This is a genomic window from Chitinophaga pendula (assembly GCF_020386615.1).
In the GTDB taxonomy this organism is placed as follows: domain Bacteria; phylum Bacteroidota; class Bacteroidia; order Chitinophagales; family Chitinophagaceae; genus Chitinophaga; species Chitinophaga pendula.
Window position 1 is genome coordinate 5,107,065 of record NZ_CP077769.1, and the last position, 23,944, is coordinate 5,131,008.

Consider the following 23,944-nt stretch of genomic DNA (forward strand, 5'->3'; position numbering starts at 1 on the left):
GATAAAGGTTTAATAGCGCTATTATATAAAATTCCAAAAACCAAGTTCCAAATTTCAAGGCTCCATTTACCTGTCCTCCAACAACTTGTAAGCCGGCATTTGATTAATTCTCTATCAGGCTAAATATAAAAATACGAAAAGACGCACTACTCCGTAGGCGTCTCCTCAGTCGTACATCTTATACCAGTTCTACTGTACCACCTGCAGCTTCCACAACCTGTTTAGCTTTTTCGCTGATTGCGTTTACTTTGATGGTTACTTTAGCTTTCAGTTCGCCCTGGCCTAATATTTTAACTTTAGCGGTTTTGTTTACCAGGCCGTTCATATACAGGTTTTCGAGGGTAAATTCCTGCAGACCGTATTTTTCAACCAGGTGATCGATCTGGCCTACGTTGAATACCTGGTAGTCAACGCGATCCAGGGATTTGAAACCACGTTTAGGCATACGGCGTTGGATGGGCATCTGACCACCTTCGTGGCCTCTTTTGCTGGAGTAGCCGGCGCGGGACTGACCACCTTTGTTACCTTTTGTGGAGGTGCCACCTTTACCGGAGGCTTCACCACGACCTAAGCGTTTTTCTTTATGTACAGAGCCTTTAGCGGGCTGTAATGAATGCAGATTCATGATAATTGTTTTTACTTACGCGGAAATTAACCGCTCGCAATAAATGTAAAATGTAAATTGCTAAAATACAAATGTAAAAGTAAAGTTAGTGGATTATACCCTGACTTCAGTGATTATCCGTTTACTTCTTCAACTTTTACGAGGTGGTTTACCTTACGCACCATACCCAGGATCTGAGGAGTAGCTTCCACTTCAACAGCCGCGTGCATTTTGGTGAGGCCCAGTGCCTGTAAGGTCAGTTTTTGCCTTTCAGGACGGTCGATACCACTTTTCACTTGAGTGATCTTAATCTTTGCCATTTGTTTATATAATTTCCTATGAACAATCCTCCGGGTGTTATGCCGGCGGTTGGACTACGGCATATTATCCGTTGAATACTTTCTTCAGGGATACGCTTCTTGTTTTAGCGATCTGAACTGGTTCGCGGAGCAGGCCGAGTGCTTTGAAGGTTGCTTTTACCACGTTGTGCGGGTTAGCGGATCCCAGGGATTTTGCGAGTACGTCGGTGATACCAGCGCTTTCCAGAACGGCGCGCATAGAACCTCCGGCGATCACACCAGTACCGTGAGCGGCAGGTTTGATCAGTACTTTAGCAGCTCCTTCTTTGGCAAGCTGGTCGTGCGGAATGGTGCCATGCATTACGGGTATTTTGATGAGGTTCTTTTTAGCATCATCGATACCTTTGGTGATAGCTTCCTGTACTTCCTTAGCTTTACCCAGACCGTGACCTACCACGCCATTTTCGTTACCTACTACCACCAGCGCAGAGAAGCTGAAGGTACGACCACCTTTGGTGGTTTTGGTAACGCGGTTGATGGCCACTACTTTTTCTTTCAGCTCCAGGTCACCAGCCTTTACTTTATTGAATGAATTCTTTGCCATTTTATTATTTACAAATTACGATTTCAGATTTACGATTTGATTTCTCCCGACTTACGGCCTGCGTTATTTGCGCATATCGTAAATCGTCAATCTAAAATTAGAACTGGAGACCTCCTTCTCTTGCGCCATCGCCTACGTTTTTCACGCGGCCATGGTACAGGTAACCACCACGGTCGAAGATGCATTCGGAGATGCCGAGTGCTTTAGCTTTGGTAGCAAGTGCAACGCCAGCGAGTTTTGATTTTTCGCTTTTGGTACCGCTTTGAGCCTGGATATCTTTATCGCGGGTAGAAGCTGCGGCGAGGGTAGTACCGTTTGTATCGTCGATCAGTTGCAAATAGATATCGCTATTGCTGCGGAAAACAGACAATCTGGGTCTTTGAGCAGAACCGGACACCTTTTTACGGATACGGTAACGGATCTTTTGTCTCCTGTTAACTTTTGTACTCATTTCACTATTTTTTATACGTTCCCGATGCTGCCGGGAAAGTTATTAAATCAGCCGGTAGCTTTGGGGCGTACCAGCCGATAAAGATTAATTATTTACCTGCAGACTTACCTGCTTTCTTACGAACCACTTCATCGCTGTAGCGAACACCTTTACCTTTGTAAGGCTCTGGTTTGCGGAGGCTACGGATTTTAGCGGCTACCTGTCCGAGCAGTTGGTTATCGGTACCTTCGAGCATGATCTTAGGGTTAGCACCTTTTTCTGTGAGGGTGTTCACTTTCAGTTCCTGTGGGATTTCGATAACGATATTGTGAGAGTAACCTAAAGACAGGTCCAGGAGTTGTCCCTGGTGAGCTGCTTTATAACCTACCCCTACGAGTTCGAGTTGTTTTTTGAAGCCTTCGGTTACACCGGTCACCATGTTGGAGATCAGTGCGCGGTACAGGCCATGCAGTGCGCGGTGGCGGATCTGGTCGGTGGGGCGGCTAACGGTGAGTGTACCATCTGCTACTTCCACTTTGATGTCTCTATCGATGTTCTTTTTCAGTTCACCTTTTGGACCTTTCACTGTTATTTCATTGGCTGGGGAGACAGTAACTGTCACTCCGCTGGCCAATTTGATAGGACTTTTACCTATACGTGACATAACTTCAGTTTAAAAGTTTGATTTGTAATTTGTTGAGATGTTCTGTGTTCAGCGCCGTATAGAATGCTTAAATATCAGAGACATCTGTAAAGGCGGCAGGTTTACCCGGGTATACCTGGTAAACCGACCATGTATATGTCTAGTAAACGAAGCAGATAACTTCGCCGCCAACATTTTGCGCTTTCGCTTCTTTATCTGTCATCACACCTTTGGAGGTAGAGATGATGGAGATACCTAAACCATTCTTCACGCGTTTGAATTCTTCTGGTTTTGCGTACTGGCGTAAACCTGGGCGGCTTATACGTTGCAAGTCAGTGATGGCGGGTACTTTGGATTGGGGATCGTACTTCAAGGCGATTTTGATGAGGCCTTGTTTGTTATCGTCCTCAAATTTGTACTTCAGGATATAACCTTTATCGTACAGTATTTCGGTGATGCGTTTTTTCAGCTTGGAAGCCGGAATCTCCACGATTCTGTGGTTGGCCATTTGCGCGTTCCGGATTCTTGTCAGGAAGTCTGCGATTGGATCAGTAACCATTGTTTAGAAGTTAGATGTTTTACAATGCGATATCCACTCAGTAATAGAAGGGAATCTTTAAAAAATTTACCAGCTGGCTTTTGTCACGCCAGGGATTTTGCCGGCGAGGGCGAGGTCGCGGAACATGTTACGGCAGAGGCCGAAGTGGCGCATGTAACCTTTGGGACGACCGCTGAGTTGGCATCTGTTTTTCAGACGCACGGGAGATGCATTTTTAGGCAGTTTGTCCAATGCTGCGTAGTCACCTGCTGCTTTAAGTTCAGCACGTTTATCTGCAAATTTGGCCACCAATGCTTCTCTTTTTCTCTGCCTGGCTTTTACGGATTCTTTTGCCATAGTTTGTGTTAATTTCAATTTCCGGACAATCTTTAGGGGATCAGTCCGGAATTGGATTTATATTTTATTGATTGTCTTTCTTCACGTTTTTGAAAGGCATACCCAGTTCTTTCAGTAACTCGTAGGCTTCTTCGTTGGTAGTAGCGGTGGTTACGAAAGTGATATCCATACCGGTGATTTTGGTCACTTTATCGATGTCGATCTCCGGGAAGATGATCTGTTCAGTGATACCCATGGTATAGTTACCGCGGCCATCGAAGGCTTTTTCGTTTACGCCTTTGAAGTCACGTACACGAGGTAAGGATACTGCGATCAAACGATCCAGGAAGTCATACATATTGTTGCTGCGGAGGGTAACGCGAGCGCCGATAGGCATGTGCTTTCTGAGTTTGAAGTTGGATATATCTTTTTTAGACAAAGTAGGGATCGCTTTCTGACCGGAGATGCGTGTCATTTCGTCTACTGCGATGTCCACCAGTTTCTTATCACCTACGGCGCCGTTGATACCTTGGTTCAAGCAGATCTTAACCAGGCGGGGAACCTGCATTACACTCTTATAGTTGAATTTCTTCATGAGTGCAGCCACCACTTCTTCGCGGTACTTTTTCTGCAGTCTTGGGATATATGTAGTGTTTGCCATTATTTAATTACCTCCCCTGATTTTTTAGCGATACGAACTAATTTTCCGTTTTCTCTCTGTCTGTTCACCTTGGTAGGTTGACCAGCCTTAGCATCCCACAACATTATGTTGGAAATAGCGATAGGAGCTTCTTGCTTTACGATACCACCTTTGGTATTCTGAGCAGTGGGCTTGGTGTGTTTGGTAATAATGTTAACGCCTTCCACCAATACGCGGGATTTTTCTGGAATTACTTCCAGTACTTTGCGTGGCTTGGTTCTGTCCTTGTCATCACCGGCAATCACCACTACCATGTCGCCTTTCTTAATGTTGAACTTCGGCTTGAATCTAGTTTTCATTACTTTGTTTATTTATAAACGCCAAGCGAAACACTTGTTCCGCTTGATTAAATGTTTGTTTCGTCTTATGAAACGGGCTGCAAAGATAGGAATAATTTCGGGATTTCGTGATTTTAGGGCTATCTGGTGTTCCTTTGGAGGAAAATAGACGGCGCTAGAATCACGAAATCACTCGTTATCAATATCTTACAATACCTCAGGTGCGAGGGAGATAATTTTCATATATCCCTTGTCACGCAGTTCACGGGCAACGGGTCCGAAGATACGGGTACCGCGGGGCTCGTCTGAGTTATTCAGTAATACAACGGCGTTATCGTCGAAGCGGATATAGGAGCCATCTTTACGACGGAGTTTATTTTTGGTTCTAACGATAACGGCTTTGGTTACCATACCTTTTTTAACGCCACCGCCGGGGATTGCGTCTTTTACGGTAACCACGATTTTGTCGCCTACCTTCGCGTAATCCTGACCGGAGTTGCCTAACACGCGGATGCAAAGCACTTCTTTGGCGCCGCTGTTATCAGCAACATTCAGCCTTGATTCTTGTTGTATCATCGTAATGAGTTTTGTTAATTTGTTTAGTCAGCGGCTGTTACCGGAGATTAATCTGGCTGACAGCTTGAAACAATAAAAAGAATTATTTTACTTTTTCGATCACTTCTACCATTCTCCAGCATTTGTTTTTGCTGAGGGGGCGAGTTTCCATTATTCTAACGGTATCCCCGATGCTGCACTCGTTTTTCTCGTCGTGCGCCATGAATTTGGTAGTTTTCTTAACGAACTTACCATAGATCGGGTGTTTCACCTTACGCTCGACGCTTACGGTGATGGTTTTGTCCATTTTGTTGCTAGAAACCACACCGATCCTGGATTTCCTTAATTTTCTTTCGATCATTTTGAAAGTATTTAACCTCCTACCTCCCGGTGGGAGGCTATAATAAATTTATCTTTATAAACGGTTGCTACCCATTCTCCCTGTTGGGGGAGTGTGGGGGATCTTAGAAGCCGAGTTCTCTTTTACGCAATTCAGTTTTCATGCGTGCGATCTCACGTCTCAGAGAGCGGATGCTCATTGGATTTTCGATCGGCGTGATTGCGTGACTGAACGTAATTTTCTTCATGCGCAACTCTTCTTCGGAGATTTTGCTCCTCAGGTCTTGTTCACTCAGGCCTTTCAGATCCAGCTTTGCTTTTGCCATTGTTATGCTTTTTGTGCGTTGTTAATGTAACGTTTGAGACAGGGCTTGTGTGTATTTTGCCCATTGTTTCAAATCTGCCGTAATTAGGCTTCGAAGTCGCGACGTACTACGAATTTCACTTTGATAGGCAGTTTCTGAGCGGCAAGCTCCATTGCTTCTTTAGCTACTTGCAGGGGAACGCCATCTGCTTCAAAGAGGATTCTGCCTGGTTTAACTACGGAAGCCCAGTGATCCGGAGCACCTTTACCTTTACCCATCCTCACCTCCAGTGGTTTGGCGGTGATTGGTTTATCGGGGAAAATGCGGATCCACACGTTACCTTCACGTTTCATGTGTCTGGTCAGTGCAACCCTGGCAGCTTCGATCTGCCTGTCGGTGATCCACTTAGGTTCTAATGCTTTAAGACCGAAAGTACCGAAGGAAAGAGCGGCACCACGCTTTGCGTTTCCTTTGATGCGGCCTTTATGCATCTTCCTGTGTTTCGTTCTCTTGGGCTGTAACATCTTATTACGAGTTAATTGTTATTGTTTATTGTTACTTGCTTTTGTGCTGATATTGTGATATCAGTACTTATTGGTTATCTGCGGTTACCGCCGCGATCGCCACCACCTCTTCTTTCGCCGCCGCGTTCTCTTCTTTCGCCGCCGCGATGGTCACCTCTTCTATCGTTACCACCGGCAGGACGGCCTTCGCTTTCTTTACCGGAGAGTACGTTAGGGTTGAGGTCGCGTTGACCGAGTACTTCGCCTTTACAGATCCAAACTTTGATCCCTATTTTACCATAAACGGTTAAGGCGAACAAAGAAGCGTAATCAATATCCATACGGTAGGTATGCAGGGGCACCCGACCTTGTTTCATTTCTTCGGAGCGAGCGATTTCGGCACCACCCAGACGACCACCTATCTTTACTTTGATACCTTCAGCACCCATTCTTAAAGCGGTAGCGATAGCCATTTTGATAGCGCGTTTGTAGTTGATACGGCTTTCAATTTGTTTAGCTATTGTTTCGGCCACGATATTTGCATCTACTTCCGGGCGGCGGATCTCCAGAATGTTGATCTGAACATCTTCCTTGCCGGTCAGTTTCTTCAGCTCTTCTTTGATGCGATCAACCTCTGTACCACCTTTACCTATGATGATACCAGGTTTGGAGGTATGAATGGTAACGATCAGCTTACCGAGTGTTCTTTCAATCACTACACGAGAAATGCCGCCTTTGTTGATACGTGCATTCAGGTAAGTTCTGATCTTGTTATCTTCGATCAGTTTGGTAGCGAAATCCTTTTTGCTGCCATACCAATTAGAGTCCCATCCTCTGATGATACCTAACCTGTTACCAATAGGATTTGTTTTCTGACCCATGTTCCTGGTTTATTTGTCTATTAGTTGAATAGTTTTTATTTCTTTCTGCTTGCTATGCCCGGATTATTGAGCACTTCTGCTATCTACGCCGATTGTAACGTGGTTACTTCTCTTGCGGATGCGATAACCTCTACCTTGGGGGGCAGGGCGCATTCTTTTGAGGGTACGGCCGCCGTCAACGAAGATTGTTTTCACGTACAGATTAGCATCTTCTACCCTTACTCCCTCATTTTTAACTTTCCAGTTAGCGATTGCAGAAAGCAACAGCTTTTCCAACGGAACGCTGGGATGCTTGGGATGGAATTTCAAAATATTCAAAGCCTTTTCCGCATCCAGACCGCGGATGAGGTCTGCCAGCAAACGCATTTTGCGGGTGGATGTTGGATTATTGTTAAGCTTAGCTACTGCTTCCATTGTATTAATTTCTTGTTTATGTTTCTTGTTTCTGGATTCGTGCTTCCGGTTTTGCTAACGGATGGCGAACCAGAAACGAGCGACTTTTATTACATTTTCTTAGCGGCGTGTCCTTTAAAGTTGCGGGTAGGAGCGAACTCACCCAGCTTGTGACCCACCATGAACTCCGTTACGTAAACGGGTATGAATTTGTTACCGTTGTGCACTGCAAAAGTATGGCCCACAAAGTCGGGGGTGATGGTGGAACGGCGGCTCCATGTTTTGATCACGGAACGCTTGGTGCCCTCATTCATTTTCTCTACTTTTTTCTCGAGTTTAAAGTCTATGTAAGGACCTTTTTTAATGGAACGACCCATGTTGCTTTATTTAAAATCCAATTTCCAAAAAGTGTTTGCTGCTATTTCTCTTTCTCTTGTTGTTTCAGCTTCCTGGAAATTGGAACTAGTTAGTTGTTATTATAACTTTTTGCCGTTTTTCCTGCTGATGATCAGTTTATCGGAGCTCTTCTGAGGTTTCCTAGTTTTCAGACCTTTAGCGTATTTGCCGGTTCTGGATCTAGGGTGACCGCCGGAGGATTTACCTTCACCACCACCCATTGGGTGATCAACGGGGTTCATGGCAACGCCACGAACGCGGGGGCGGATACCTCTCCAACGGTTAGCACCTGCTTTACCGATGGATTGGAGTGCGTGATCGGAGTTAGAGACGGTACCAACAGTAGCTTTACAAGTGCTGAGTACTTTACGGAGTTCACCGGAAGGCATTTTGAGCACTGCGTATTTTTCTTCTTTGTTCGACAGCTGGGCGTAGGTTCCTGCGCTTCTGGCGATGGCGCCACCTTTACCTGGTTGCAGTTCGATGTTGTGTACAACGGTACCGAGTGGCATATTTTTCAGGGGGAGGGAGTTACCCAGTTCAGGAGCGATATCGGAACCGCTCAGAACGGTAGCACCTACCTGGAGGCCCTGAGGAGCGATGATGTAGCGTTTTTCACCATCAGCGTAGTTGATGAGGGCGATGAATGCGCTACGGTTTGGATCGTATTCGATGCTTTTTACGGTAGCCGGGATATTTTCTTTATCACGTTTGAAATCTACTACGCGGTAGTGTTTTTTGTGGCCGCCGCCGATGTAGCGCATGGACCTTCTACCTTGAGCATTTCTACCGCCGGTTCTTTTAGCCGGAGCCAGGAGGCTTTTTTCAGGGGTATCGGTGGTGAGCTCTGCGTACGCATTGCCTATTTTCCAGCGAGTACCGGCTGTCATCGGTTTAAACTTCTTCAGTGCCATAATCTAGTTCTTGTCTAGTTTCTTAGATATTATAAAAGTGATCTGTATATACAACCATCTCCTTTCCGTGTTTAGCGGGCGGGGTGGGCACTATATGTTAGCATACAGATCTATTGTTTCACCTTGAGCCAGTGTTACCACTGCTTTCTTGTAAGACGGTTTTCTACCGGAGATAAATCCTGCTTTGGTGAAGCGGGTTTTAGTTTTTCCGGGCATCACAGCTGTGTTTACTTCTGCTACTGCTACACCGTAGAATTCTTCCACTGCTTTTTTGATCTCCAGTTTGTTGGCTTTTTTGTCAACAATGAAGTAATAGCGGTTGAATTTTTCGGTGGCTTTGTTCACCTTTTCTGTAACCACAGGTTTGATTAAAACATCTGAAAGTTTCATCTTTTATTGCTTTGAGCTGTGAGTGTTGAGGCTTACAGCTTGTTTTTTTATTTGATTCAGACTCCTAGTACCTGCCGCTGGGGCGGGTGTGTTGGTATTTATTAAGCTTCTGCTTCAACGGGTTCTTCGGTGAAGATCTTGGCAGCGCTTTCAGTAAACACCAGGTAGTTGCTGTTCATGATATCATAGGTATTGATATCGCTGAGCATAACGCCGTCTACGCTTGGTATGTTCCTCAGGGACAGGTAAACGTTGTCATTGTATTCGGGCAGTACTACCATAGTTTTGCGGCCGTCTACGTTCACGTTCAGGTTCTTGAGGATGCTTACGAATTGTTTTGTTTTAGGAGCCTCGAGGTTTACATCTTCTACGATGATGATGCTGTTTTCTTTAGCTTTCAGGGAGAGTGCGGATATCTTAGCGAGATCTTTTACTTTTCTGTTCAGCTTAAAGGCATAACCATGAGGTTTAGGACCGAAGATGGTACCACCGCCTTTATAGAGCGGGTTACGGATGTTACCTTTACGGGAGCCACCAGTACCTTTTTGCTTGTGCAATTTGCGGGACGCACCTTTAACTTCAGCTCTGGTTTTTACTTTGTGGGTGCCCTGGCGTTGTGCGGCCAGATATTGTTTTACAGCCAGGTAGATCACATGGTTGTTAGGCTCGACACCGAAAATCTCTTCAGGAAGTTCGAGAGTTCTTCCTGTTTTCTTACCTTCTATATTTAAAATATCAACTTGCATGTTACTTCTGGATTAAAACGATTGAACCATTATGGCCGGGAACGGAACCACTTACCAGGATATAATTCTTTTCAGGGAATATTTTCAGGATTTTGAGGCCTTTCACTTTCACGCGTTCGTTACCTGTCTGACCTGCCATCCGCATACCCTTGAAAACGCGGGAAGGATAGGAGGAGCCACCAACGGAACCGGGTGCTCTGCTTCTATCGTGCTGACCGTGGGTAGCTTCGCCCACACCGGAGAAGCCATGGCGTTTTACAACACCTTGGAAGCCTTTACCTTTGGAGGTACCTACAACGTCAATTTTCTCACCTTCTGTGAATATTTCACAGGTGAGAGCATCGCCGAGGGCTTTTTCTACGTCCGGGTTACGGAATTCAGTTACAAATCGTTTGGGAGAGGTGTTTGCTTTCGCGAAGTGATTGCTTTCGGCTTTGGTGGAGTGTTTCTCTTTCTTATCACCGTAAGCGACTTGAATAGCATTGTAACCATCTGAGGCTTGTGTTTTCACCTGAGTTACAACGCAGGGACCTGCTTCGATAATGGTGCAAGCTGTTTGCTTACCATTAGGCTCGAAGATGCTGGTCATGCCAATCTTTTTACCAATAATACCTTTCATTTTTATATAATTATTACCCAGCGCCTGGGGGTGTTCTAGCTCTCCCCAGGATGGGCGGTTTAAATACTTTATTGGGCGGCCACCCAGAAGGCGTGACCTAATATGATATATAAATAAAATTACAAGTTACATCTGTCAGGCCTAGAACTATTGAAATAGTTCAACGGCTCACATTCCAGTTCCTTGCAAGGGGTCGTGCTGTTGTATAACAGCAGCAATACGACCAGTCGTATATAAATCAGATCAGGCAGGCCTTTTGCCCGCCTACACCGATGTCCTACGCTTTGATTTCCACTTCCACGCCGGAAGGCAGATCCAGTTTGCTCAGTGCATCCACTGTTCTGGAAGAAGAGGTGTAAATATCCAACAGGCGCTTGTGAGTGCACAGCTGGAATTGCTCGCGTGCCTTTTTGTTAACGTGCGGAGAACGCAGTACCGTAAAAATTTTCTTCTCTGTGGGTAAAGGAATTGGACCTGTTACCACGGCACCCGTGTTACGCACGGTTTTAACGATCTTCTCAGCAGACTTGTCTACCAGGTTGTGATCGTAGGACTTCAGCTTAATTCTAATTCTCTGAGACATATGCAATGAACTTCTTCTTGTTTACCCTTTACAATTTGGGAGGGCAAAGGTAACCCGTTTTTTTTATTTGACAAATATTTTCTCAAAGATTTAATTCCAGCCTGTGTTTGCTTCTGATTTCGGGTACCGTTGACACCAAATATTATGAGTTGAATGCCATCCTTTTAGATCACTACTCCCCTACCCGAGGCTGTATGTTAAATTTTTTTTCCGGCAGGGTTTGTTTTCTGCCGGAGGTCGGCAAAGGTAGGGAAAATATGGGAATATAAAGGGGTTATTGAGTCAGGGGTAATCAGGAGGAAAGGAAGGTGTTTTGGGCAGCTATAGGAGGGACAGTTAAGGGGGGTCACGAATGGGAAGACGGGACAGAAAGGGAAGGCGTACATGGGTGGAAAGAGCGGCAGGTGGGCGTCACGGATGGGGAGACGGGACAGAAAGGGAAGGCGTACATGGGTGGAAAGAGCGGCAGGTGGGAGGTCACGGATGGGGAGACGGGACAGAAAGGGAGGGATGGGCAAAAAAAGGCTGCTTCTGTGAGGAAGCAGCCGGAATGCAATAAGGGTTGTCCGCTAAAGTAGCAATTACAGCGGTAAACCACCGAGCAGGGATTTTAATAATCCGAGCACCGTATTCAATAAGCCTGTGATTAATCCTCCTAAATCCATGAGATAAGGTTTTTCATAAGGTTACGCCTACTCTGTTATTTGGTTTTCGGCAATCCCAATTAGTACGTTTTGCTAGCATTAACGTGCCGCTAAAATAGTGGCTCGTGGTCATTCTACAGTCGTTCATTTTGTTCATTATCAACACATTTAAACAAGCTGTTCATTGGTTCATACTGCGAACCCAGTAAGCTTTTGCATGGTTTGGAACGTTACTGTAGGAGTTGGGATAGGTGAAGAGATGGAGGCAGTCAGGGGCGACGAGGGGAGTGGCCGGCAAGGGGGATGGAATATTATAGGGGAGTGCGTGGAAAAAAAGAAAGGCTGCTTCCTGTCCGAAGCAGCCTCCCAGAATGCGATTAATGACAGTGGTTCATTACAGTGGTAAGCCACCCAGCAGTGCTTTCAGCAATGCGAATACTGCAGCGAGGATTTGATTTACGAGATCCATGTTATAAGGTTTTGTAAGATGAGGCCTACTCTCTTTTAGGCGGGTTTTCGGCAATTCCCCAAGTGTTAAATCCGGATTAACGAATGCTAAAGTAGGGGCATTTAACCAGATAGCATTCGTTCATTTCGTTCATTCAAATACTTCAAACTCACTGTGTTCAGTGATTTACAGACCGAGTTCATCTTTTTGATACGGGATAAAAAACTCCGGCCAAACGGTCCGGAGTAATAAAAGGTTGATGATGTTATTTTTGCCAACAGCCGGTTATTGGAGCGGCTGCTATATCGGACGTTTGCGAGGTTATCGTCCGCCTGTCAAACCATTGATCAGGGTTTTGAGCAAAATGCCCACGCTGCCGAGGCCGATAAAGCTGAGGAAGTTGATAATTGCGTCCATAGTGGTCTGTTTTAGAAGATGGAGAGGAAAGGCTCCGGGTTATGATTTCCGGAGCCAAGCGGAAAGAGGTGCCGGGTTTGGCTCCCGGTCTCTTCAGGGCTGGTGCAACCTGATCAGAGGCTACCCAGTAATGATTTTAGCAGTGCGATGACTGAGGCTAAGAGATTGGAAAGTCCACTCAATAAATCCATGGTGTATAGTTTTAAATGGGTGTTATGCCTACTCTGTTATACTGGTTTTCGGCAATCCCAGGGGTTTATGGGGGAAACATAAAGCCAGGGCGAATGTATGGCGGTAAAAGCAGCTGCAAACTGTTCATTATATTCATTCTTCTCCTTCGTGGATTAGTCTGTTCACTATTTGCAAATCAAGCTATAAGACATCAGGAGAAAGTATAAAAAAAGATCCCGGCGTGTTGGTGCCGGGATCTTTTGCTAAGCTATGCGCATGAAATATTTATAATATTGACGGGATTATTTCACCCGGATATCTCTACCTGTTTCTTCTTTGATCAGTTGTCTAGCGCGGGCAGTAGGTAAGTAGATCTGGAAACCTAATCCAAGGCCAAGACGGTTAGAAGTGGTGGAGCTACCGAATCCAACGGTCAGGTTATATTTCAGCAACGCTTCGAGGGCTACGTTCGGCGTGATGAAGTAGGCGAGACCGGGCCCGATGCCTAAATCCAGACCGGTGGTGCTGGTACTGGTCTTAGAGTTGCTTGTACCACCGAAACCTGCTTCAGCTTCCAGGAAGAAGCGGGTTCTTTTGGAGAATTCCAGTTGTCTAACATTTTTGTCCTGGATAAAGTAGCGAGCGAATGCACCGATGCCGTAGTTGGTTTGTGTACCGGCACCTTTTGCTGTCTGCAGGCCTAATTTGGCGTAACCACCTATTGCCAGATCGTCTTTTATGAACCATCCTAAGCGGGGACTGAGGTTGAGCGTAAAGCTAGTATTGTCTTTCTGAAAGTTCAATCCAAGATCAGTCAAACTTGCTCCTACCATCATATTACCCTTCTGCGTTTGCGCTACCGCAGCGGTACTGAATAATAAGGCGATCAAGGCGAGGGTTAATTGATGAATTCTTCTCATGTTTTTTTTGTTTAGTTTTTAAGATTTAAGACTTGCCATTCAAAATTTTATGTTCAGCGACAGGATATATGAGCGGACCTGTTCGCATCACTGCGTTCACATTTTTAATTATTAAAAGGGAGGTATCGGGGATAAGGGTTACAGCACTATTCACTCACATTACTCACTTCATGGGTAGGCTCTCAAACACCAGGCCAAAACTACTGAAAATGAATGTAATAAACTGTTTATAACCCCAAACGAGCGAAATTGTTCTGCACGGTCTTTGATTTGTGTATTGTATCGCGGTTTGTCTGGCATCACTCAGGCGTATGCGGTCACGTTATATTAACATATCAGCCTTAATACTTGTTTTATGAAATTCACCCCTCTCCTATCGTTAGCATTTACACTCTTCCTGTTAGCTATGCTTACTGCCTGCAAAAAAGATTCCAAATCAACGGTGATGGATGATCCGACCTGGCCTACGGACAGTATCCGTACGGTCGTACAGGGGTTAGCGTATCCCTGGGAGATATTATGGGGGCCGGATGATCACATCTGGATGACGGAGCGTGGCGGGCGAATCAGTCGTGTGGATCCAAAAACCGGGACTGTACGGGTTTTGTTGACGGTAGCGGACGTAAAGCGTACAGGTGAAGGCGGTTTATTAGGTATGGCGTTGCATCCTTCTTTTTCCTCACAGCCATATGTATACGTTGTGTATAATTATGACCAATCCGGTGTGTATAAGGAGAAGGTGGTCCGATATACTTATGCCAATAATGTACTTACGGCGCCGCAGCTGCTACTAGATAATCTGAATGCATCCGGCATACATAATGGTTCGCGGCTACTGATCTCTGCGGATCAAAAGTTATATATCAGTACGGGTGATGCTTCCAGGCAGTCGGATGCGCAGAACACGCAAGTGGCGAACGGGAAGATCTTGCGGATTAACCTGGACGGGACTATTCCTGTTGACAATCCGTTTCCCGGCAACCCGGTATGGAGTTACGGGCACCGAAACCCGCAGGGTCTGGTATTGGCCAATGGCGTATTGTATGCGGCGGAGCATGGGCCTGACATAGAAGACGAGGTCAACATCATTGAGCGGCAGCGTAACTACGGCTGGCCTACTGTGAATGGGCCATGTGACCAGCCGGCGGAGATGGCGTTTTGTAATGCGAACAATGTGAAGGCCCCTATTTGGTCGTCTGGGGGTAGTACGGTGGCGCCATCGGGGATGGATTATTATGGCAGTGACCGGATCGGGCGGTGGAAGCAATCTTTGTTGCTGGTGACGTTAAAGGGCAGCCGTTTGTATCAGTTACAGCTAAGTGCTGATGGCCGGCAGGTATCGTCGGTACAGACCTATTTTGTCAATACATTTGGCCGGTTACGGGATGTATGTGTGTCTCCTGCCGGGCGTGTGTATTTGTGCACCAGTAATGGCAGTAACGACAAGTTGATAGAGGTATCGAAATTTTAGTGGGTATTTTCTGTATTACTGAGCCATTGGCGATGTGTGCAGAAGGAGCCCTGGGATTGTAGCATTTGCAGGAATCCTTTCAGGCGTGTTTCCATACGTTGACCGGAGACACGTCTGATGTAGGCGGGCAGGCGGTATCCTTCGAGGTTAGTCAGTTCCCAAGGGTGAAAGTAGCATGACAGCATATGGTCCTTTTTCAGGATGGTTTTGCTGAAGTGGGAGGTTACCCAAAGTGGGGCATTCTTTACACTGAGCCAGAATATAGGGTATCGCAGGATGGGCGATACGGAGGAGGGCATGATCCACAGGCCTTCTTTTTTGAAGGGCAGCCTGGGCATGTGTCTGTTGTTGTACCTGCCGGGTAGCCAGGTAGGGTTTAGTGAAGCATCGTAGGTATAGCCGGCTTGTTTGAGGGCTTGCAGGCTTACGGGACGGAGCCTGGGCATGCGGAAGCCGGTGACTGTTTGTCCGCTGATCTGTTGTAACAGGAGGCGGGAGCTTTCGAGATCGGATTCGGAGAAGGAGCTATGGTGGTAGGCATGCGAAGCTATTTCGTGCTTGGCGGCCATTTGTTTTACCAGATCGGGGTAATGTTCTGCCCAGAATGCGGTAATAAAGAAGGTAGCGGTTACGCCGTACTGATCGAAGAGTTCGAGTGTACGTTTCAGGCCGCGATAGGATACATCGAGTTTTTGATCGAGTGGCACGTGCCATCCGAATTCTTCGGGTATATCAAACTCTTCTACATCCACACTGATCAATATCTTATTCGTTAATTTCATTATTTGCTATCCTTGACTTTTGCCGATAATACGCAAATAATTATTCAATTCCTTCCAGAGCAGTTTAAATCTGAAGGAGGAGAACGCGATACCTTCGCGGCAGTGTACTGGTACGGGTACTATGGACAGTGCTTTCTGTTTGCCAGCTCTGTGGATAAACTCGCTGTCATAGAGGAATCCGTCGACCCTGGTGGAGAGTAATATGGCTTTACCGCGGTTATTAAATCCTTTGAGGCCGGCTTGTGCGTCGTTGACTTTAAGCTGGAGGAGGTATTTGTTGGCGGCGCGGCTGAGGCGGGTGATGATCTTCCGTTTTCTGGGTAGTACGTTGAGATAGCCGGTTCCTCTTTCTGCGGCTACGATGTCTTTTCCAGCCAGCAGGTGATCATAGACTTCGCGTATTACGGCGGTACCGAACGGGAAATCGAGATCGGTATATATCTGGTAGCGGGAGCGGGCGTGTTTTACGCCTTCGCGGATGGCATACCCTTTTCCTCTATTCTCTGTATAGCTTACTATGATGATGCCGGGGATGGCTTTGCGGAGCCATTCTATGTGTACTTGTTCGAAGTTTTTCACGGATCCGTCGTTTACCAGTATGAGCTGGATACGAACGGGGTACAATTCGGCAGTTACTTCTTTATAATGTTTTACTAACGTTTCCATCCAGCCGTGCGAGGGATTGCAGCAAGGCAATATTAGGTCAAAGCCGGTCGTATCCGTAGCATGGTACGCCGGCCTTGAGTGTACAATTGTAGGTAAAGGTGCTGACTGAAACATTAAATATTTAGTAAACATAGACTGCTGTGGTTTTTGTACAGAACTCTTTCGTCGGCCACCAACGTTTTTTAGTTACGGTCATACAGGTCCTGCCCCCTATGGGATACTTTAATAAACACAGAATCATTACATACCCCTATGTAGTATTGCAACAAAATTAAAATTACTGCACAGGGCAATGCTTTTATATGCCAGGCGATTGCGTACTGGTGGATAAAAGGAGGCACCAGTTCGGTGGGCGACAGGGAGGTGATGATAAAAAGGGACCAGAGGCATATCTTTCTCCAGGTTGAGGAGAGGGGTAATGCATAACAGGCGATGGCGGTACCGGTGAGGGCGATGATATAGGTGGGTGCTTCTGTGCTTTGGTTAAATATTACGATCCAGATGAGGAGGTATGCGAGCAGAAGCCATGGGTATAATGGATTTTTGGTAAAGAAGCCTTTACCCAGTATCCAGAGCAGGGAGATGCCTGCGATGGCCAACGCTATTTTATCGAAGCCTGGGATGATGGATTCGGGGAGGTGCAACATTACATGCAGCATTCCGAGGAGGGAGCCATCTTCTTTGATGGTGGTGCTGGTGAGGAGTTGTATCCAATCGATGTATTGTTGTTTTAATTCGGTTGGAGAGAGGAACAGGAGTGGCAGTGCCGAGCCTATTAGTGTCCAGATGACGCACCAGCCCAGGTATTTACCTTTCTTAGGAAAGAACAGGAATGCTATACCGACGACAGCGCCGTATCCTTTGATAAAGAAGCAGAGGCAGGTGTACAGTGCGGCCCAGGCGGGTTGACGGCGATGCATATGAACGACGGCCAGTATCATCAAGGCGGTCATAGCCGGGTTGGTTTGCGAGGATTGGATAGCATTGCTGAGTTCTACGAGCAGGAACCAGGCGATCATGTTATTAGTCTTCTTTTCGAATGGCAGTTGCCATATAGCGTAGAGGAAGATGGCGGTGCTGCAGAGGAGCCAGCAGCCGAGGCCTATTTCTTTGGGTAGTATGGCGAATGGAGCGAATAATACCGGGAATGAGGGATGGTATAGGTAGTAGTCGTAATATTCTGCCGGGTATAGGTTGTAGAGTGGTAGTTTGTGTATGAGGTGTTGCAGGGAGTCTCTGAAGATGATAAAGTTGTTGTATTTGCCGAAGGAGGCTACCTGTATGAAGAGTAGGATGGTGACCAGGAAATATATGATGGTGATGACAGACGGGTTGTCTATCCATTTTTTCCATTTACTAGCCGGGGAAATGTCAGCGGTGGGCGCTGTCTGCATGTTCATTTGTCAAGTATCTTTAAGGTGGCTGTATGTATGTAAGCCGGTTTCCTACTTAACAAATCTTAATTGGGGGATACCCCTATTACTGGGGTGGTATAAAAAGTAAAAGCCGTTCCGGGATACGGAACGGCTTTTATTATTTTAATAAAGTGGGCTGAGATTAGTCAGCGTTCACTTTACCTTTTACTTTAGCGATCACTTCATCTGCGATGTTGTTAGGTGCAGGTGAGTAGTGAGAGAATTCCATTACGGAAGAAGCACGACCGGAGGAGAGGGAGCGCAGCTGTGTAACGTAGCCGAACATTTCTTTCAGCGGTACTTTAGCTTTGATCACCTGGAGGCCGGCGCGGGACTCCATACCTTCGAGCATACCACGACGGCGGTTCAAGTCGCCGGTAACATCACCCATGTACTGGTCTGGGGTGCTTACTTCTACTTTGAAGATAGGCTCGAGCAGTACTGGTTTAGCTTTACGGGCAGCTTCACGGAAGGCGGATTTGGCGCAAAGTTCGAATGACATTGCGTCGGAGTCAACCTGGTGGAAGGAACCATCGAAGAGACGTACTTTCAGGTTATCGAGTGGGTAGTTAGCGAGTACACCCTGGTTGAGTGACTGTTCGAAACCTTTTTGTACGGCAGGGATGAACTCTTTAGGGATAGCACCACCGAAGATATCGTTGATGAACTGGAGGTTTTTACCTTCATTTTCTTTGAGCCATTCTGCGTCGGCGGGTCCGATTTCGATTTGGATGTCGGCGAATTTACCACGACCACCGGTTTGTTTTTTGAACACTTCGCGATGTTCGATGGTTTTGGTGAGGGCTTCTTTGAAGGCTACTTGTGGTTCGCCCTGGTTTACTTCCACTTTAAATTCGCGTTTCATACGATCCACGATGATTTCGAGGTGGAGTTCACCCATACCGCTCAGTACGGTTTGACCGGTTTCTTCGTCTGTTTTCACTCTGAGGGTAGGATCTTCTTCTACCAGTTTAGCGATTGCCATACCCATTTTATCAACGTCGGCTTGAGTTTTAGGCTCAACGGCGATGGAGATAACTGGTTCCGGGAAGGTCATAGACTCGAGCACGATAGGATTATCTTCGTGGCAGAGGGTATCACCTGTTTTGATATCTTTAAAACCAACGGCAGCGCCGATATCGCCGGCTTCGATGAAGTCGATCGGGTTTTGTTTGTTGGCGTGCATTTGCATGATACGGCTGATACGTTCATTTTTGCCGGTACGGGTGTTGAGTACGTATGAGCCGGCATCGAGGCGACCGGAGTAAGCGCGGAAGAATGCGAGGCGGCCTACGAACGGATCGGTCATGATTTTGAAAGCCAGTGCGGAGAATGGTTCTTTAGCATCTGGTTTACGTTCGATTTCTTCACCGGTGTCTGGGTTGGTACCTTTTACGGCTTCCAGGTCGAGGGGAGAAGGGAGGTAGCGGCATACTGCATCGAGCATTTTCTGTACGCCTTTGTTTTTGAAGGAGGAACCGCACATCATAGGGATGATGGCGATATCGATGGTTGCTTTACGGATTGCTTCGTGGATTTCGCCTTCGGAGATGGAGTTAGGATCTTCGAAGAATTTTTCCATGAGGGTGTCATCGTATTCGGCTACTGCTTCAACGAGTTTAGCTCTCCATTCTTCTGCTTCGTCCTTCATATCGGCAGGAATCTCGATTTCCTGGTAGGTAGCGCCTTTACCTTCTTCATCCCAGATGATACCTTTCATGGTGATGAGGTCTACTACGCCTTTGAAGGAGTCTTCGGCGCCGATGGGTAGTACGAGGGGAACGGGGTTAGCGCCCAGCATTTCCTTCACTTGTTTTACCACATTGAGGAAGTCGGCACCAGCGCGGTCCATTTTGTTTACGAAACCGATACGGGGAACGCGGTAGCGGTTAGCCTGGCGCCAAACGGTTTCGGATTGGGGTTCAACGCCGGATACGGCGCAGAACAGGGCAACGAGACCATCCAGTACACGGAGGGAGCGTTCTACCTCAACGGTGAAGTCCACGTGGCCTGGGGTATCGATGATATTAAATTTATATTGTTTGGTATCTGGCGTATTTTTTCCTTGCAAAGTGGGAAAATTCCAAAAACAAGTGGTAGCAGCGGATGTGATGGTGATACCTCTTTCCTGTTCTTGCGCCATCCAGTCCATGGTAGCGGCACCTTCGTGTACCTCACCGATTTTGTGCGTTTTACCTGTATAGTACAGGATACGCTCAGTGGTAGTTGTCTTACCGGCATCAATGTGCGCTGCAATACCAAAGTTTCTTTGAAATTTTAAGTCTGCCATAATATTAAAATGACTGTATAATAATGCAATTTGGGGGGCAAAGGTAGTTTATTTTTAACAATAAATGAAACCTGCCCTCTTTCCAAAATGTTATTTAATTCTGATGATTTGGGGGTTATGCCAGGCTACTGACATATTATATAAATAGCCTACTGATAACCTGAAGGCATTCAAGGCTGGAGGCTGATGAATGCTTTAGAAAGCGACAAACGCTTCCATCGTATAGAAGGAAGCGTTTGTGAATATGATAGCGATAAGATATCGGACTAGATTCTGAAGTGAGAGAACGCTTTGTTCGCTTCAGCCATACGGTGGGTATCTTCTTTCTTTTTGAAAGCGGCACCTTCACCTTTGCTGGCAGCTACGATCTCGTTAGCCAGTTTCTCGGCCATGCTCTTACCATTTCTTTCACCGGCGTAACGGATCAGCCATTTGATGCTGAGGGAGATTTTTCTATCTGCACGAACTTCAGCAGGGATCTGGAAGGTAGCACCACCGATACGGCGGCTTCTAACTTCTACAGCTGGTGTTACGTTGGTCAATGCTTTTTTCCATACATCGTATCCGTTATCCCCAGTGATCTGGCTTACTTTATCCACTGCATCGTAGAATATTTTGTAGGCTACGCTTTTTTTACCTTGCTCCATCACGTTATTAACAAAACGGGTAACCAGTTTGTCATTAAACCGCGGATCCGGAGCGAGGGGCAGTTTTTTAGCAGCTTGCTTTCTCATTTATGTAGAAAATTTCAACTATTTATTAAGATTATTTTTTAGCCTTTTCCTTTTTGGTACCATACTTGGAACGGCTTTGCTTTCTGTCTTTCACGCCAGCAGTATCGAGTGAGCCACGTACGATGTGGTAACGCACACCAGGTAAGTCTTTTACCCTACCGCCACGGATTAGTACGATAGAGTGTTCCTGCAGGTTGTGTCCTTCACCGGGGATATAAGCGATCACCTCAACTTTATTGGTCAGACGCACTTTAGCCACTTTACGCAGAGCGGAGTTTGGCTTTTTAGGAGTGGTTGTGTACACGCGGGTACAAACGCCACGGCGCTGGGGGCAGCTATCTAATGCCCTGGACTTGGACTTAGCCCGGATAATTTCTCTTCCTTTTCTTACTAATTGTTGTATAGTAGGCATTCTTTACCTAGTTTTTTACTGTCGGTTTACAATGACATCCAAAACATCCCATATGGGAATTTGGGAGGGCAAAGGTAAAACTATCTATGTGAATAACAAAATTGTTTCGAGATTTTTTTAAGCGGACACTGCAATCAAACCTTTTCTCCTTCTCGCTTTTCTTATTTAATTCGTTGTTGATCAGTGGCTTTGTAATAATGTACCTGTAATTTGGTTCCATTCTATGGTCAGGTCTTCTTTACATACCGGCTGACTGGCCCGGCTGTACCAATAGGCGGCGTTGCCGGGGTCTCCTTCTTTCCGGTGGAGGTAGGCATGGATCCAGGCGGCGTTTTTGCCGCTGAGGTCCTGTACCAGGTCGTGAGCTCGTTCCCAATCGCCTTTGCCGTCCCACCAAAGTGCCTGTAAGAGCACTGATAACTCCTGCGGAGGGGTTTTGTCCTGGAGCGTAGCTGTAAAGGCAGATAAGGTCATATTCGAGCTATTCCGGATAAAGAGGGGCAAAGATAAGGAAATTGTTCGAATGAACATCAGTAGTACGGAACTGAAATTATGTTATTGTTAAGTGGTTTGGGCGGGCGGGGATGTGAGGGGGGATCTGCGGCTGGAGGGGAGTTAGGGGAAAGTATCCGGCCCGGCGGGAAGGTCTGTTGGGACGATCGTACCGGGCCGGTTATAATATCTGATGTTGGTATTGTTTATTTTACGATGAAGTTCCAGCCGCGAATATCTTCTACTTTGCCGGTTCGGATGGCATCGAGGCGGTTGATCACTTCGGCGCCGACGTTGTATTTGGTGGTGTCGAGGGTGATCTTGTTGTCCAGGTAGTGGAGTTCTTCGACATAGGCTACGCTGGAGGCGGTGCCGGTGCCGAATACTTCGCGGAGGGAGCCATCTTTATAGGCGGCTACTACTTCTTCTATGGATACTGGGCGTTCTTCCAGTTCGAGGCCTATATCGGAGAGGATGGACATTACGCTGGCCCTGGTTACGCCGGCGAGGATGGTTCCCTGGGAGAGGTCCGGGGTGATGGCTTTGTTGCCGATGATCACGAATACGTTCATGGTACCGCATTCCTGCAGGTATTTGTGTTCGTATCCATCTACCCAGAGTATCTGGTCGAAACCTTTCTGGCGGGCCTGCATAGTGGGGTACATAGCGCCACCGTAGTTACCTGCGGCTTTTGCGTATCCTACGCCTCCGGGGAATGCTCTTACGTATTTGTCCTGTACCAGTAATTTAATTGGTTTATTAAAATAGGGACCGGACGGTGAGTTGATGATTGCGAATTTGTAGGTATCGGAAGGTCTTACGCCGATGAATTCGTCGGCGGCGATCATGAAAGGCCGGAGATAGAGGGAGCATCCGGGATTGGAGGGTACCCATCCTTTGTCCATGGAAACGAGCATGGAGAGGCCACCTATGAAGAGCCATTCGGGAACGTCGGGCATACCCATGCGTTCGGCGGAGAGGTTAAAGCGTTTGTAGTTATCGTAGGGGCGGAAGATCATGGGGTTGCCCTGTTGATCGTTATAGGCCTTGATACCTTCAAAGATAGCCTGTCCGTAGTGCCATGCGGCATTGGAGGGGCTTACGGAAAGATTTTGGAACGGCAGTATTTCTGCGTTGGTCCAGTTTTGTCCATCAAAATCTGCCACCAGCATGTGGTCGGCATATTTTTTTCCAAATACCAGGTTGTTAAAATCCACTTCTCCTAATCGGCTGTCTGTCGTTTTGGTGACTTTGATCCGCTTGAGGGCTTCTTCCATTACTGTCGTTTTTATGTTTGGATAATCTGCAAGCATCATGGTAAATCGGTTTTATCTCAATAATTTTACATTTTGTTTTGGTGTTTAGCTGCTTCTCCCAAAAGTGGGTGAAGGATTAGCTGTCGTTATCCTTTACAATAGGCAACCAGCTTCATGTATAGTTGGCCTTTTGCCGATCCATTTTGCAAATAAACTGATTTTTTCCCCACCCGGGACCATCATATATATTATTAAACTAATAAGGATGCCGTTAGATCAAGTACAGCTGGACCCATATTTTTTGGCTAAGATATATGCCCAGCCTATCATTCCCGGTAGTGCGGTTACTGTTGAGCCGGTTCAAAATTCGCTTCCCAAAGTGAAATTTTTAGGTGAAAATCAAAAAAACATCGGGGTCTTCATACAAAACGGAAATGAAGCATATTTAAACGAGGAGTTGTTTAACCTTCTTACAAATATATTGAATGCCTGTAAACTCGGGATGCAGGATATTGCGCTTATTAATACGGTGCAGTATGGGAATCAGCCGATTTCGGTGTGGCAGGAAGCGTTGCCTTTGAAGCAGGCGATCTTTTTTGGTATTACGGCATCTTCGTTAGGATTGGAGGATGTGCCGGTGTACCAGGTGGTGGCGGCGGCGAAGGGGACTACGTTGCTTTTTTCTGATCCGTTGGAAATGATCGGGCAGGATAAGCAGTTGAAGGGTCGGTTGTGGAATGCGTTGAAGCAGTTGCTTGGCATATAAGACT

34 protein-coding genes are annotated in these 23,944 nt (G+C 46.5%); 4 read left to right on the forward strand and 30 right to left on the reverse strand.

Features of this window, described 5'->3' with window-relative positions; genetic code table 11:
* Window positions 1-178: 178 nt before the first annotated feature.
* The 21 genes from rplO to rpsJ form a co-directional block, all read right to left on the reverse strand.
* Window positions 179-625, reverse strand: a complete 447-nt coding sequence (rplO, locus tag KTO58_RS18595; protein ID WP_095837936.1) for a 50S ribosomal protein L15 — start codon at window positions 623-625, stop codon at window positions 179-181.
* A 113-nt stretch (window positions 626-738) separates the two neighbouring features.
* On the reverse strand, window positions 739-924 hold the full coding sequence (gene rpmD, locus KTO58_RS18600; protein ID WP_095837935.1) for a 50S ribosomal protein L30: 186 nt from the start codon (window positions 922-924) through the stop codon (window positions 739-741).
* 64 nt (window positions 925-988) lie between these two features.
* Window positions 989-1,507, reverse strand: a complete 519-nt coding sequence (gene rpsE, locus KTO58_RS18605) for a 30S ribosomal protein S5 (RefSeq protein ID WP_095837934.1) — start codon at window positions 1,505-1,507, stop codon at window positions 989-991.
* A 97-nt stretch (window positions 1,508-1,604) separates the two neighbouring features.
* Window positions 1,605-1,958: a 50S ribosomal protein L18 gene (gene rplR, locus KTO58_RS18610; RefSeq protein WP_095837933.1), complete on the reverse strand. Its 354-nt coding sequence runs from the start codon at window positions 1,956-1,958 to the stop codon at window positions 1,605-1,607.
* An 88-nt stretch (window positions 1,959-2,046) separates the two neighbouring features.
* Window positions 2,047-2,601 (reverse strand): 50S ribosomal protein L6, encoded by a 555-nt coding sequence (gene rplF, locus KTO58_RS18615; RefSeq protein ID WP_095837932.1) that lies wholly within the window; start codon window positions 2,599-2,601, stop codon window positions 2,047-2,049.
* 139 nt (window positions 2,602-2,740) lie between these two features.
* On the reverse strand, window positions 2,741-3,139 hold the full coding sequence (gene rpsH, locus KTO58_RS18620; protein WP_095837931.1) for a 30S ribosomal protein S8: 399 nt from the start codon (window positions 3,137-3,139) through the stop codon (window positions 2,741-2,743).
* Between the two features lie 66 nt (window positions 3,140-3,205).
* Window positions 3,206-3,475 carry a 30S ribosomal protein S14 gene (gene rpsN, locus KTO58_RS18625; RefSeq protein ID WP_095837930.1) on the reverse strand — a complete coding sequence of 90 codons (270 nt, stop codon included), beginning with the start codon at window positions 3,473-3,475 and terminating at the stop codon, window positions 3,206-3,208.
* 64 nt (window positions 3,476-3,539) lie between these two features.
* Entirely contained in the window at window positions 3,540-4,115 is a 576-nt protein-coding gene (gene rplE, locus KTO58_RS18630; RefSeq protein ID WP_095837929.1) for a 50S ribosomal protein L5, read from the reverse strand.
* Window positions 4,115-4,453, reverse strand: a complete 339-nt coding sequence (gene rplX, locus KTO58_RS18635; RefSeq protein ID WP_095837928.1) for a 50S ribosomal protein L24 — start codon at window positions 4,451-4,453, stop codon at window positions 4,115-4,117. Before rplX ends, rplE begins: the two co-directional genes overlap by 1 nt.
* A 186-nt stretch (window positions 4,454-4,639) precedes the next feature.
* A complete protein-coding gene (rplN, locus tag KTO58_RS18640) occupies window positions 4,640-5,008 on the reverse strand; it encodes a 50S ribosomal protein L14 (protein ID WP_012789297.1) in 369 nt (122 codons plus the stop codon).
* Window positions 5,009-5,090: 82 nt separating this feature from the next.
* Window positions 5,091-5,348: a 30S ribosomal protein S17 gene (gene rpsQ / locus KTO58_RS18645; protein WP_198315196.1), complete on the reverse strand. Its 258-nt coding sequence runs from the start codon at window positions 5,346-5,348 to the stop codon at window positions 5,091-5,093.
* Window positions 5,349-5,451: 103 nt separating this feature from the next.
* Window positions 5,452-5,652, reverse strand: a complete 201-nt coding sequence (gene rpmC, locus KTO58_RS18650) for a 50S ribosomal protein L29 (protein ID WP_095837927.1) — start codon at window positions 5,650-5,652, stop codon at window positions 5,452-5,454.
* A gap of 83 nt (window positions 5,653-5,735) precedes the next feature.
* Window positions 5,736-6,155 (reverse strand): 50S ribosomal protein L16, encoded by a 420-nt coding sequence (gene rplP, locus KTO58_RS18655; protein WP_095837926.1) that lies wholly within the window; start codon window positions 6,153-6,155, stop codon window positions 5,736-5,738.
* 74 nt (window positions 6,156-6,229) lie between these two features.
* Window positions 6,230-7,015: a 30S ribosomal protein S3 gene (gene rpsC / locus KTO58_RS18660; protein ID WP_095837925.1), complete on the reverse strand. Its 786-nt coding sequence runs from the start codon at window positions 7,013-7,015 to the stop codon at window positions 6,230-6,232.
* Window positions 7,016-7,078: 63 nt separating this feature from the next.
* A complete protein-coding gene (rplV, locus tag KTO58_RS18665) occupies window positions 7,079-7,429 on the reverse strand; it encodes a 50S ribosomal protein L22 (RefSeq protein ID WP_095837924.1) in 351 nt (116 codons plus the stop codon).
* A gap of 89 nt (window positions 7,430-7,518) precedes the next feature.
* Window positions 7,519-7,785, reverse strand: coding sequence for a 30S ribosomal protein S19 (rpsS, locus tag KTO58_RS18670; protein WP_225859820.1), 267 nt, complete (start codon window positions 7,783-7,785; stop codon window positions 7,519-7,521).
* A gap of 99 nt (window positions 7,786-7,884) precedes the next feature.
* Window positions 7,885-8,718, reverse strand: a complete 834-nt coding sequence (gene rplB / locus KTO58_RS18675) for a 50S ribosomal protein L2 (RefSeq protein WP_095837922.1) — start codon at window positions 8,716-8,718, stop codon at window positions 7,885-7,887.
* A 90-nt stretch (window positions 8,719-8,808) separates the two neighbouring features.
* The gene (gene rplW / locus KTO58_RS18680; RefSeq protein WP_095837921.1) at window positions 8,809-9,108 is read right to left on the reverse strand and encodes a 50S ribosomal protein L23; all 300 of its coding nucleotides are present in this window, start codon (window positions 9,106-9,108) and stop codon (window positions 8,809-8,811) included.
* A gap of 101 nt (window positions 9,109-9,209) precedes the next feature.
* Window positions 9,210-9,854 (reverse strand): 50S ribosomal protein L4, encoded by a 645-nt coding sequence (gene rplD / locus KTO58_RS18685; protein ID WP_095837920.1) that lies wholly within the window; start codon window positions 9,852-9,854, stop codon window positions 9,210-9,212.
* A gap of 1 nt (window position 9,855) precedes the next feature.
* Window positions 9,856-10,473, reverse strand: coding sequence for a 50S ribosomal protein L3 (gene rplC / locus KTO58_RS18690; RefSeq protein ID WP_095837919.1), 618 nt, complete (start codon window positions 10,471-10,473; stop codon window positions 9,856-9,858).
* Window positions 10,474-10,750: 277 nt separating this feature from the next.
* Window positions 10,751-11,056 (reverse strand): 30S ribosomal protein S10, encoded by a 306-nt coding sequence (gene rpsJ, locus KTO58_RS18695; protein ID WP_012789286.1) that lies wholly within the window; start codon window positions 11,054-11,056, stop codon window positions 10,751-10,753.
* Between the two features lie 352 nt (window positions 11,057-11,408).
* Here rpsJ and KTO58_RS18700 point away from each other — a divergent pair, with 352 nt between their 5' ends.
* Window positions 11,409-11,615 carry a hypothetical protein gene (locus KTO58_RS18700; protein WP_157752862.1) on the forward strand — a complete coding sequence of 69 codons (207 nt, stop codon included), beginning with the start codon at window positions 11,409-11,411 and terminating at the stop codon, window positions 11,613-11,615.
* A gap of 302 nt (window positions 11,616-11,917) precedes the next feature.
* Window positions 11,918-12,106 carry a hypothetical protein gene (locus tag KTO58_RS18705; protein ID WP_095837917.1) on the forward strand — a complete coding sequence of 63 codons (189 nt, stop codon included), beginning with the start codon at window positions 11,918-11,920 and terminating at the stop codon, window positions 12,104-12,106.
* Window positions 12,107-13,038: 932 nt separating this feature from the next.
* On the opposite strand, the gene KTO58_RS18710 is transcribed toward KTO58_RS18705, so the two are convergent.
* Entirely contained in the window at window positions 13,039-13,656 is a 618-nt protein-coding gene (locus KTO58_RS18710; protein ID WP_095837916.1) for an outer membrane beta-barrel protein, read from the reverse strand.
* Between the two features lie 355 nt (window positions 13,657-14,011).
* Here KTO58_RS18710 and KTO58_RS18715 point away from each other — a divergent pair, with 355 nt between their 5' ends.
* Window positions 14,012-15,127, forward strand: a complete 1,116-nt coding sequence (locus tag KTO58_RS18715) for a PQQ-dependent sugar dehydrogenase (protein ID WP_095837915.1) — start codon at window positions 14,012-14,014, stop codon at window positions 15,125-15,127.
* Here the strand turns inward: KTO58_RS18715 and KTO58_RS18720 are convergent.
* From KTO58_RS18720 to KTO58_RS18755, 8 genes are all read right to left on the reverse strand, one after another.
* On the reverse strand, window positions 15,124-15,909 hold the full coding sequence (locus KTO58_RS18720) for a polysaccharide deacetylase family protein (protein ID WP_095837914.1): 786 nt from the start codon (window positions 15,907-15,909) through the stop codon (window positions 15,124-15,126). The genes KTO58_RS18715 and KTO58_RS18720 overlap by 4 nt on opposite strands.
* A 6-nt stretch (window positions 15,910-15,915) precedes the next feature.
* Window positions 15,916-16,707: a glycosyltransferase gene (locus tag KTO58_RS18725; RefSeq protein ID WP_095837913.1), complete on the reverse strand. Its 792-nt coding sequence runs from the start codon at window positions 16,705-16,707 to the stop codon at window positions 15,916-15,918.
* 50 nt (window positions 16,708-16,757) lie between these two features.
* Window positions 16,758-17,975 (reverse strand): glycosyltransferase family 87 protein, encoded by a 1,218-nt coding sequence (locus KTO58_RS18730; protein ID WP_095837912.1) that lies wholly within the window; start codon window positions 17,973-17,975, stop codon window positions 16,758-16,760.
* 157 nt (window positions 17,976-18,132) lie between these two features.
* A complete protein-coding gene (gene fusA / locus KTO58_RS18735; RefSeq protein WP_198315195.1) occupies window positions 18,133-20,280 on the reverse strand; it encodes an elongation factor G in 2,148 nt (715 codons plus the stop codon).
* Between the two features lie 266 nt (window positions 20,281-20,546).
* Window positions 20,547-21,014, reverse strand: a complete 468-nt coding sequence (rpsG, locus tag KTO58_RS18740) for a 30S ribosomal protein S7 (protein ID WP_095837911.1) — start codon at window positions 21,012-21,014, stop codon at window positions 20,547-20,549.
* Between the two features lie 31 nt (window positions 21,015-21,045).
* On the reverse strand, window positions 21,046-21,426 hold the full coding sequence (gene rpsL / locus KTO58_RS18745) for a 30S ribosomal protein S12 (RefSeq protein WP_012789278.1): 381 nt from the start codon (window positions 21,424-21,426) through the stop codon (window positions 21,046-21,048).
* A gap of 180 nt (window positions 21,427-21,606) precedes the next feature.
* Complete coding sequence (locus KTO58_RS18750) at window positions 21,607-21,900, reverse strand: hypothetical protein (RefSeq protein WP_095837910.1); 294 nt, start codon at window positions 21,898-21,900, stop codon at window positions 21,607-21,609.
* Between the two features lie 224 nt (window positions 21,901-22,124).
* Window positions 22,125-23,234, reverse strand: coding sequence for a branched-chain amino acid aminotransferase (locus KTO58_RS18755; RefSeq protein ID WP_225859821.1), 1,110 nt, complete (start codon window positions 23,232-23,234; stop codon window positions 22,125-22,127).
* A gap of 205 nt (window positions 23,235-23,439) precedes the next feature.
* Between KTO58_RS18755 and KTO58_RS18760 the strand changes: the two genes are divergently transcribed.
* Window positions 23,440-23,940 carry a hypothetical protein gene (locus KTO58_RS18760; RefSeq protein ID WP_157752860.1) on the forward strand — a complete coding sequence of 167 codons (501 nt, stop codon included), beginning with the start codon at window positions 23,440-23,442 and terminating at the stop codon, window positions 23,938-23,940.
* The last annotated feature ends 4 nt before the right edge of the window (window positions 23,941-23,944 follow it).

Coding starts and splice junctions, on each gene's coding strand:
- rpsG (WP_095837911.1), bottom strand. CDS start 21,014: ATGAGAAAGCAAGCTGCTAAAAAACTGCCCCTCGCTCCGGATCCGCGG.
- rpsQ (WP_198315196.1), bottom strand. CDS start 5,348: ATGATCGAAAGAAAATTAAGGAAATCCAGGATCGGTGTGGTTTCTAGC.
- rplN (WP_012789297.1), bottom strand. CDS start 5,008: ATGATACAACAAGAATCAAGGCTGAATGTTGCTGATAACAGCGGCGCC.
- KTO58_RS18705 (WP_095837917.1), top strand. CDS start 11,918: ATGGTTTGGAACGTTACTGTAGGAGTTGGGATAGGTGAAGAGATGGAG.
- KTO58_RS18720 (WP_095837914.1), bottom strand. CDS start 15,909: ATGAAATTAACGAATAAGATATTGATCAGTGTGGATGTAGAAGAGTTT.
- KTO58_RS18755 (WP_225859821.1), bottom strand. CDS start 23,234: ATGATGCTTGCAGATTATCCAAACATAAAAACGACAGTAATGGAAGAA.
- rpsC (WP_095837925.1), bottom strand. CDS start 7,015: ATGGGTCAGAAAACAAATCCTATTGGTAACAGGTTAGGTATCATCAGA.
- KTO58_RS18730 (WP_095837912.1), bottom strand. CDS start 17,975: ATGAACATGCAGACAGCGCCCACCGCTGACATTTCCCCGGCTAGTAAA.
- KTO58_RS18700 (WP_157752862.1), top strand. CDS start 11,409: ATGGGAAGACGGGACAGAAAGGGAAGGCGTACATGGGTGGAAAGAGCG.
- rplO (WP_095837936.1), bottom strand. CDS start 625: ATGAATCTGCATTCATTACAGCCCGCTAAAGGCTCTGTACATAAAGAA.
- rpsS (WP_225859820.1), bottom strand. CDS start 7,785: ATGGGTCGTTCCATTAAAAAAGGTCCTTACATAGACTTTAAACTCGAG.
- rplV (WP_095837924.1), bottom strand. CDS start 7,429: ATGGAAGCAGTAGCTAAGCTTAACAATAATCCAACATCCACCCGCAAA.
- rpmC (WP_095837927.1), bottom strand. CDS start 5,652: ATGGCAAAAGCAAAGCTGGATCTGAAAGGCCTGAGTGAACAAGACCTG.
- rplD (WP_095837920.1), bottom strand. CDS start 9,854: ATGCAAGTTGATATTTTAAATATAGAAGGTAAGAAAACAGGAAGAACT.
- rplW (WP_095837921.1), bottom strand. CDS start 9,108: ATGAAACTTTCAGATGTTTTAATCAAACCTGTGGTTACAGAAAAGGTG.
- KTO58_RS18715 (WP_095837915.1), top strand. CDS start 14,012: ATGAAATTCACCCCTCTCCTATCGTTAGCATTTACACTCTTCCTGTTA.
- rpsN (WP_095837930.1), bottom strand. CDS start 3,475: ATGGCAAAAGAATCCGTAAAAGCCAGGCAGAGAAAAAGAGAAGCATTG.
- rplP (WP_095837926.1), bottom strand. CDS start 6,155: ATGTTACAGCCCAAGAGAACGAAACACAGGAAGATGCATAAAGGCCGC.
- fusA (WP_198315195.1), bottom strand. CDS start 20,280: ATGGCAGACTTAAAATTTCAAAGAAACTTTGGTATTGCAGCGCACATT.
- rpsE (WP_095837934.1), bottom strand. CDS start 1,507: ATGGCAAAGAATTCATTCAATAAAGTAAAGGCTGGTGACCTGGAGCTG.
- rpsJ (WP_012789286.1), bottom strand. CDS start 11,056: ATGTCTCAGAGAATTAGAATTAAGCTGAAGTCCTACGATCACAACCTG.
- rplX (WP_095837928.1), bottom strand. CDS start 4,453: ATGAAAACTAGATTCAAGCCGAAGTTCAACATTAAGAAAGGCGACATG.
- KTO58_RS18725 (WP_095837913.1), bottom strand. CDS start 16,707: ATGTTTACTAAATATTTAATGTTTCAGTCAGCACCTTTACCTACAATT.
- KTO58_RS18760 (WP_157752860.1), top strand. CDS start 23,440: ATGCCGTTAGATCAAGTACAGCTGGACCCATATTTTTTGGCTAAGATA.
- KTO58_RS18710 (WP_095837916.1), bottom strand. CDS start 13,656: ATGAGAAGAATTCATCAATTAACCCTCGCCTTGATCGCCTTATTATTC.
- rplB (WP_095837922.1), bottom strand. CDS start 8,718: ATGGCACTGAAGAAGTTTAAACCGATGACAGCCGGTACTCGCTGGAAA.
- KTO58_RS18750 (WP_095837910.1), bottom strand. CDS start 21,900: ATGACCTTATCTGCCTTTACAGCTACGCTCCAGGACAAAACCCCTCCG.
- rplE (WP_095837929.1), bottom strand. CDS start 4,115: ATGGCAAACACTACATATATCCCAAGACTGCAGAAAAAGTACCGCGAA.
- rplR (WP_095837933.1), bottom strand. CDS start 1,958: ATGAGTACAAAAGTTAACAGGAGACAAAAGATCCGTTACCGTATCCGT.
- rpmD (WP_095837935.1), bottom strand. CDS start 924: ATGGCAAAGATTAAGATCACTCAAGTGAAAAGTGGTATCGACCGTCCT.
- rplC (WP_095837919.1), bottom strand. CDS start 10,473: ATGAAAGGTATTATTGGTAAAAAGATTGGCATGACCAGCATCTTCGAG.
- rplF (WP_095837932.1), bottom strand. CDS start 2,601: ATGTCACGTATAGGTAAAAGTCCTATCAAATTGGCCAGCGGAGTGACA.
- rpsH (WP_095837931.1), bottom strand. CDS start 3,139: ATGGTTACTGATCCAATCGCAGACTTCCTGACAAGAATCCGGAACGCG.
- rpsL (WP_012789278.1), bottom strand. CDS start 21,426: ATGCCTACTATACAACAATTAGTAAGAAAAGGAAGAGAAATTATCCGG.